The sequence below is a fragment of the Lysobacter sp. DMC104 genome (genome assembly GCF_056313665.1).
In genome coordinates, this window is sequence record NZ_JBQUZW010000008.1 from 171,067 (window position 1) to 178,250 (window position 7,184).

Annotated in this window: 6 protein-coding genes; all 6 read left to right on the forward strand. The window is 71.8% G+C overall.

What is annotated here, in order from left to right; translation table 11 throughout:
* The first annotated feature begins 2 nt into the window (after window positions 1-2).
* Window positions 3-2,000, forward strand: a complete 1,998-nt coding sequence (locus ACT53R_RS12085; protein ID WP_476172127.1) for a type IV pilus secretin PilQ — start codon at window positions 3-5, stop codon at window positions 1,998-2,000.
* Between the two features lie 214 nt (window positions 2,001-2,214).
* Window positions 2,215-3,213 carry an AAA family ATPase gene (locus tag ACT53R_RS12090; protein WP_476172128.1) on the forward strand — a complete coding sequence of 333 codons (999 nt, stop codon included), beginning with the start codon at window positions 2,215-2,217 and terminating at the stop codon, window positions 3,211-3,213.
* A gap of 28 nt (window positions 3,214-3,241) precedes the next feature.
* Complete coding sequence (locus ACT53R_RS12095; protein ID WP_476172129.1) at window positions 3,242-4,153, forward strand: DUF58 domain-containing protein; 912 nt, start codon at window positions 3,242-3,244, stop codon at window positions 4,151-4,153.
* Window positions 4,150-4,680 (forward strand): DUF4381 domain-containing protein, encoded by a 531-nt coding sequence (locus tag ACT53R_RS12100; RefSeq protein WP_476172130.1) that lies wholly within the window; start codon window positions 4,150-4,152, stop codon window positions 4,678-4,680. The genes ACT53R_RS12095 and ACT53R_RS12100 overlap by 4 nt, the downstream gene beginning before the upstream one ends.
* On the forward strand, window positions 4,677-5,705 hold the full coding sequence (locus ACT53R_RS12105) for a VWA domain-containing protein (RefSeq protein WP_476172131.1): 1,029 nt from the start codon (window positions 4,677-4,679) through the stop codon (window positions 5,703-5,705). Before ACT53R_RS12100 ends, ACT53R_RS12105 begins: the two co-directional genes overlap by 4 nt.
* The coding region (locus ACT53R_RS12110; protein ID WP_476172132.1) for a VWA domain-containing protein at window positions 5,702-7,184 on the forward strand (1,483 nt) is incomplete at its 3' end. The genes ACT53R_RS12105 and ACT53R_RS12110, both read left to right, overlap by 4 nt.

The following is a 7,184-nucleotide window of genomic DNA, read 5'->3' on the forward strand; positions in this document are numbered from 1 at the left end:
AAATGATCGTACTCAACGCGCATAGCCAGCAGCACGGCCGTCGCACCAAACCCGTGAAAGTCGCGCTCCTCGGCCTGGCTGCCGGGCTGCTCGCGGCGCTCAGCGCCGTCGGTGCCGCCCCGCCGCCCGCCTCCGCACCGGCTGCGACCACGGTCCAGCAGGCGCCGGCGATCGCCTCCGTCACCAGCATCGACTTCAAGCGCGGCGACGGCGGCTCCGGCAAGCTGATCCTGCACTTCGACGGCGACGGCGCCATCCCCGACCTGCGCACCAGCGACAGCGGCGTGGTCGTGGACATCGGCAACGCCACGATGGCCGCCAACCTCCAGCGCACGCTGGATGTCACCGACTTCGCCACGCCGGCGCAGCAGGTGCAGGCCAGTGGCTCGGGCGACAAGTCCCGGGTCACGGTGAGCGCGAAGGGCGGCTTCGAATCGCTGGCCTACCAGACCGGCCGCGACTACATCGTCGAGCTCGTGCCGCGCGCCGCCGCGCCGGATCGCGCCGTCGGCGCCGCCTCGTCCCGCAACGCGACGACCACGGCGTCCACCGCGCCGGCCGCCAACAACGCGGGCGTCCGCTACAGCGGCAAGCCGGTGACGTTCAACTTCCAGGACGTGCCGGTGCGCACGGTGCTGCAGCTGATCGCCGAGGAGTCCAACCTCAACATCGTCGCCAGCGACACCACCCAGGGCAACGTCACCCTGCGCCTGATCAACGTGCCGTGGGACCAGGCGCTGGACATCGTCCTGCAGGCCAAGCAGCTCGACAAGCGCCGCAGCGGCAACGTGGTGTGGATCGCCCCGCAGTCCGAGATCGCGAAGTTCGAGCAGGACAAGGAAGACGCCCGCATCGCGATCGAGAACCGCACCGAGACCGTCACCGAGTACATCCCGGTCAGCTACGGCAACGCCGAGGACATCGCCAAGCTGCTCACCGACGACAGCAAGGGCAACAGCACCGGTGGTGGCGGTGGCGCCGCCGGTGGCGGCAGCACTCAGCAGCAGAGCCGCGGCTTCCTGTCGCAGCGCGGCAGCCTCAGCTTCGACCGCCGCACCAACACCCTGCTGGTCATCGACATCCCGCCGCGCGTCGCCGAGATCCGTCGCCTCGTCAACCAGCTCGACAAGCCGGTCGACCAGGTGCTGATCGAAGCCAAGATCGTGATCGCCACCGAGGACTTCGCCCGCGAACTGGGCGCCAAGTTCGGCATCAACGGTTCGCGCAACAACGTGAACTTCGGCGACAGCATCTCCAACACGACGGCGACCCGCAATTCGATCAACAAGGCGGAAGCCGACTATCAGGATGCGCTGCGCGAGTGGATCAATGCCGGCAGCGTCGGCGTCCCGCCGCAGCGCGGCAGCTACACCATCAGCAAGTCGCCGAACGTCAACCTGCCCGCGACCGTCGGCAGCCTGGTCACCAACACCCCGGCCAGCCTCGCCTTCACCATCCTCAACGCCGGCTACGCGCTCGACATCGAGCTGTCGGCGATGCAGGAAGAGGGCCGCGGCGAAGTGATCTCCAACCCGCGCGTCGTCACCAGCAACCAGCGCGAAGCGGTGATCAAGCAGGGCAAGGAAATCGGCTACGTCACCACCAACTCCTCGGGCGGCATCGTCACCCAGACGGTGAACTTCAAGGACGTGGTGCTGGAGCTGAAGGTCACCCCGACCATCACCAACGACGGCCGCGTGTTCCTGAACATGGCGGTGAAGAAGGACGAGCTCGAGGACTTCGTCGACACGGTGAGCGGCGCGGTGCCGCTGATCGCCAAGCGCGAAGTGAACACCGCGGTGCTGGTCGAGGACGGCAACACCGTCGTGATCGGCGGCGTGTACGAGTTCTCAGATCGCAGCCAAGCCGCGAAGGTGCCGTTCCTCGCCGATCTGCCGGTGCTGGGCAACCTGTTCAAGAAGAAGGGCCGCAGCAAGAGCAAGGCCGAGCTGCTGATCTTCGTCACGCCGAAGGTGATGACCGTCGCGCCGCGCGTCTGAGCACGGCCCGCGCGGGACATCGATTCGCGGACACGGGGGCTTCGGCCCCCGTTTTCGTGTCCGGCCGACGCTGCCGGACACCGGGGACGGCGGCATGACGGCCGCGCGGCGCCCGGCCCCGTCGCTGACGCCCCCTGCATCTTCCGGCTGAACATTTCGGCCGGACATCGGTCAAACTGCGGGTCGCCTCCCGCCCCAAGGACGCCCGCCGCACATGACGGACACCGCTTCCAACGCCCGACTCCACGCCGCGTTCACGCAATTGCGCGACCGGCTTTCCGCCGAGATCGTCGGCCAGTCCGCGCTGATCGAGCGCCTGCTCATCGCGCTGCTCGCCGACGGCCACCTGCTGGTGGAAGGCGCGCCGGGCCTGGCGAAGACCACCGCGATCCGCGCGCTGGCCTCGCGCCTGGAAGCCGATTTCGCCCGCGTCCAGTTCACGCCCGACCTGCTGCCCGCGGACCTCACCGGCACCGAGGTCTGGCGTCCGCAGGACGGCCATTTCGAATTCCAGCCCGGCCCGATCTTCCATTCGCTGCTGCTGGCCGACGAGATCAACCGCGCGCCGGCGAAGGTGCAATCGGCGCTGCTGGAGGCCATGGGCGAACGCCAGGTCACCGTCGGCCGCCGCACCTATGCGCTGCCGCGGTTATTCCTGGTGATGGCGACGCAGAACCCGATCGAACAGGAAGGCACGTTCCCGCTGCCCGAGGCGCAGCTCGACCGCTTCCTGATGTACGTGCGCATCGGCTATCCCGAAGCGGCGATGGAAGCCGAGATCCTGCGTCTGGCGCGTGAGCGTGCACGGGCGGGCGACGCCCCGACGACGCCGCTCGAGGCCGTGCCGGTGCGGCTGTCGCAGGCGGACGTGTTCGCCGCGCGCGATGCCGTGCTGGACCTGCACCTGGCGGTGCCGGTGGAGCGCTACATGATCGAACTGGTGCTGGCCTCGCGCGATGCGCACCGCTACGACGCCGCGCTGGCCCGGCGGATCGGCTGGGGCGCGAGCCCGCGCGGCTCGATCGCGCTGGAGCGCTGCGCCCGCGCCCGTGCGTGGCTGGCGGGCCGCGATTTCGTGACGCCCGAGGACGTCCGCGCCGTCGCCCACGACGTGCTGCGGCATCGCGTGCTGCCGAGCTACGAGGCGGTGGCCGAGGGCTGGGATGGCGAGCGCCTGGTGCAGGCGCTGATCGACAAGGTGCCGCTGCCCTGAGCCAGGCTCGGCAGCGCGCGAGGGTGACATGAGCGAAGGCATCGTTCCGGGATTGGACGAACTGGTGGCGCTGCGTCGCGCCGCCACGGGCCGGCGTCCGCCGCGCCGCGGCCGCCACGGGCTGAGCGGGCAGGCGCCGTCGCCGATGCGCGGTCGCGGCATGGAGTACGCCGAATCGCGCGAGTACACCCAGGGCGACGACGCCCGCCACATCGACTGGCGGCTCACCGCGCGCACCGGCAAGCCGCACACCAAACTGTTCCAGGCCGAACGCGAGCGGTTGACGCTGATCGTCGCCGACACCGCGCCGGCGCTGTATTTCGGCACCCGCGTGCGCTTCAAGTCGGTGCAGGCCGCGCGCGCCGGCGCGATCGCGGCGTGGGCCGCGGTGCGCGATGGCGATCGCCTCGCCGCGTTGCGCGGCAGCGTGCGCGAACCGCCGGTGATCCCGGCCTCCGGCACCCGCGGCGCGCTGCGCGTGCTCGATGCGATGGTGCGCTGGTATGCGCGTCCGCCCGAGGACGACGGCGGCCTCGGCGTGGCGCTGGACCACGCCGACCGCCTGTTGCGTCCGGGCTCGCGGCTGGTGGTGCTGGCCGATGCCGCCAGCGTGCTGGCGCAGGCACCGACGCGCTGGCCCTCGCTGGCGCAGCACCGCGAAGTGATCGTGTTGCTGCTGTGCGACCCGATCGAACGCGATCCGCCGCGCGCCAGCCTGCCGTTCCGGATCGAGCGACCCGCCACGTCGACGGCCTCGACGCGGATCGAACTGGACCTCGCCAACGGCGCCCAGCGCGAACGCTGGCGCAATGCCTTCTCGGCACCGATCGCGCAGGCGCTGCAGGTGCTCGCGCGCGGCGGCATCCGCGCCCGCGCGCTGTCCACCGACATGCCCAGCGAGAGCTGGCTCGACCTGTTCGAGGGCACGCGCGCGGCATGACGCTTCCCCTGTCCCTCCTCGCACAGGCCCCGACGGCGCCGGCGCCCGATCCGCTGCAACTGCGCGACGTGCATCTGCCGCCGTCGCCGCCGCTGTGGCCGCCGGCCCCGGGCTGGTGGCTGGTGCTGGCGGCGGTGCTGGTGCTGCTGGCGTTCCTGGCCTGGCGCAGGCTGCAACGGGGCCGGTGGCAGCGCGGCATGGAGGCGCTGTTCGACGCCAGTGTCGATGCCGCGTCGCCGACCATGGCGCGCGTGGCGGCGATGTCGGAATTGCTGCGACGCGCCTCGCGACTTCGCGATCCCGCCGCGGACCGTCTCGCCGGTGATGCCTGGCTGCAGTTCCTCGATGCGGGCGAACGCCAGCCCCTGTTCACCGGTCCGGTGGCGCGCACGCTGCTGGAGGGCCCGTTCCGCCCGGGCACGACGCCGGCGGACTGCGAGGCGCTGCGGGTCGCGGCGCGGGTCCGGTTCGTGCAGTTGATGCGACCGCTGCCGTGGTGGCGCCGCCTGCGGAGGCGCCGCGCATGATCGACGCCCTGCGCCAGGCGCTGCCGCAGCTGTTCGCCCTGTTCGCGTGGCCGTGGTGGCTGCTCGCGCTGCCGCTGCCGTGGCTGGTGCGCTGGCTGCTGCCGCCGACCGCGGGCGCGTCCGCGGCGCTGCGGGTGCCGTGGGGCGAGCGCCTGGCGTCGATCGGCGGCCGCGTCGGCCCGGCGCGGGCGAAACCGATCGGTCTGCTGCCGTGGCTGGCGTGGGCGCTGCTGTGCGTGGCCGCGGCGCGCCCGCAGCAGCTCGGCGAAGTGGTGCAGCCGCCGCAGACGTCGCGCAACCTGATGCTGGCGCTGGATCTCTCCGGCAGCATGGACGAGCGCGACATCGAACTGGGCGGCCGCACCGTCACCCGCCTCACCGCGGCGAAGGCGGTGATCTCCGACTTCCTCGAACGCCGGCGCGGCGACCGCGTCGGCCTGATCATCTTCGGCGAGCGTGCCTTCGCGCTGACGCCGCTGACCCGCGACCTCGACACCGTGCGCGAGCAGCTCGACGGCACCGTCTCCGGCATCGCCGGCCGCGCCACCGCGATCGGCGACGCCATCGCGCTGTCGACCAAGCGCCTGCAGGCGCAGCCGGCGGAACAGCGCCTGCTGATCCTGCTCACCGACGGCATGAGCAATGCCGGCGCGCTGGATCCGATCAAGGCCGCGGCCATCGCCCGCGATGCCGGCGTGCGCGTGCACACCATCGCCTTCGGCGGCTACGGCGCGGGGCTGTCGGTGTTCGGGCTGCCGATCCGCATGCCCAGCGCGGCCGACACCACCGACGAGGACGGCCTGCGCAAGATCGCCGAGATGACCGGCGGCCGCGCCTACGCCGCACGCGACGCCGACCAGCTGGCCGGCATCTACGCCGAGATCGACCGGCTTGAACCGGTGAAGCTGCCCGGCCAGCGGCTGCGGCCACGGATCGAGCGCTACCCGTGGCCGCTGGGCGGCGCCATCGCCTGCGCGCTGCTGGCACTGCTGCTGCGGCGACGCGCATCGGGAGGCCCGCGATGAACGAGTTGCCGGTGATGGGCGCGTTCCACTTCCTGCGGCCGCTGTGGCTGCTGGGCCTGCTCGCGTTGCCGCCGCTGCTGTGGTGGCTGCGCCGCCAGCGCCATCGCGGCGAACAGTGGCGCGGGCTGGTCGACGCGCATCTGCTGTCGCATCTGCTGGAAACCGATGGCGCCGAGCGCAGCGGCTGGCGCGCGTGGCTGCCGCAGGCGGCGTTCCTGCTGGCCGGGGCGCTGGCGGTGCTGGCGCTGGCCGGCCCGAGCTGGCGCGAACTGCCGCAGCCGCTGTGGCAGGACCGCATGCCGCTGGTGATCGCGGTCGACATGTCCTCGGCGGCCAACGCCGCCGACGTGCCGCCGTCGCGGCTGCTGCAGGCGCGGGCGAAGATCGCGCAGATCCTGCGCGAGCGCGGCGGCGGGCAGACCGCGCTGGTCGCATTCGCCGACGACGCCTACACCGTGTCGCCGCTCACCGACGACGCCAACAACATCGCGCTGTTCCTCGATGCGCTGTCGCCCGACGTGATGCCGCGCGACGGCAGCCGCGCCGATCGTGCGATCGAGGAATCGGCGCGGCTGCTCGAACGCGCCGGCTTCCACAAGGGCGACATCCTGCTGATCACCGACCGTGCCGGCGGCAGCGCCGACAGCGCCGCACTGGAAGCGCGCGGCAGCGGCTATCGGGTCTCGGTGCTGGGCCTGGGCGGGTTCACCGGCGGGCAGTACCGCGATGCCGGCGGCGACGTGCACACCGCGCGCCTGCACGGCGTGGAACTGCGCGCGCTGGCCACCACGGGCGGTGGACGCTACGCCGCGTTCGCCCCGGGCGATGCCGACCTGCGCGCGCTGGGCGTGCTGCGCGCCGACCGCATCGACGAGGCGACGGCGCAGGACAAGCGCGGCACCGCCGCGCTCGACGAAGGTTTCTGGCTGCTGCCGCCGCTGTTGCTGCTGGGCCTGCTGGCGTTCCGTCGCGGCGTGCTGGCGGTGCTGGTGATCGCCCTGTGGCTGCCGTGGCGCCCGGCCGCGGCGGCGGACCTGTGGCAGCGCCCGGACCAGCGCCGGCACGCGGCGATGGCACAGGGCGTCGAGGCCTATCATCGCGGCGATTTCGAGGCCGCCCAGTCGGCCTGGGAAGGCCTGCCCGGCGCCGAGGCCGCGTACAACCGCGGCAACGCGCTCGCCCGCCTGCAGCGCTACGAAGACGCCATCGCCGAATACGACCGTGCCCTGCGTTTGCAGCCGGGCATGGCCGACGCGATCGAGAACCGCCGCAAGGTGGAACAGGCGCGCCGGCAACAGCAGCAGAAGGACCAGCAGCAGAAGGACCAGCAGCAGAAGGACCAGCAGCAGAAGGACCAGCAGCAGAAGGACCAGCAGCAGAAGGATCAGCAGCAGAAGGATCAGCAGCAGAAGGACCAGCAGCAGAAGGATCAGCAGCAGAAGGATCAGCAGCAGAAGGATCAGCAGCAGAAGGACCAGC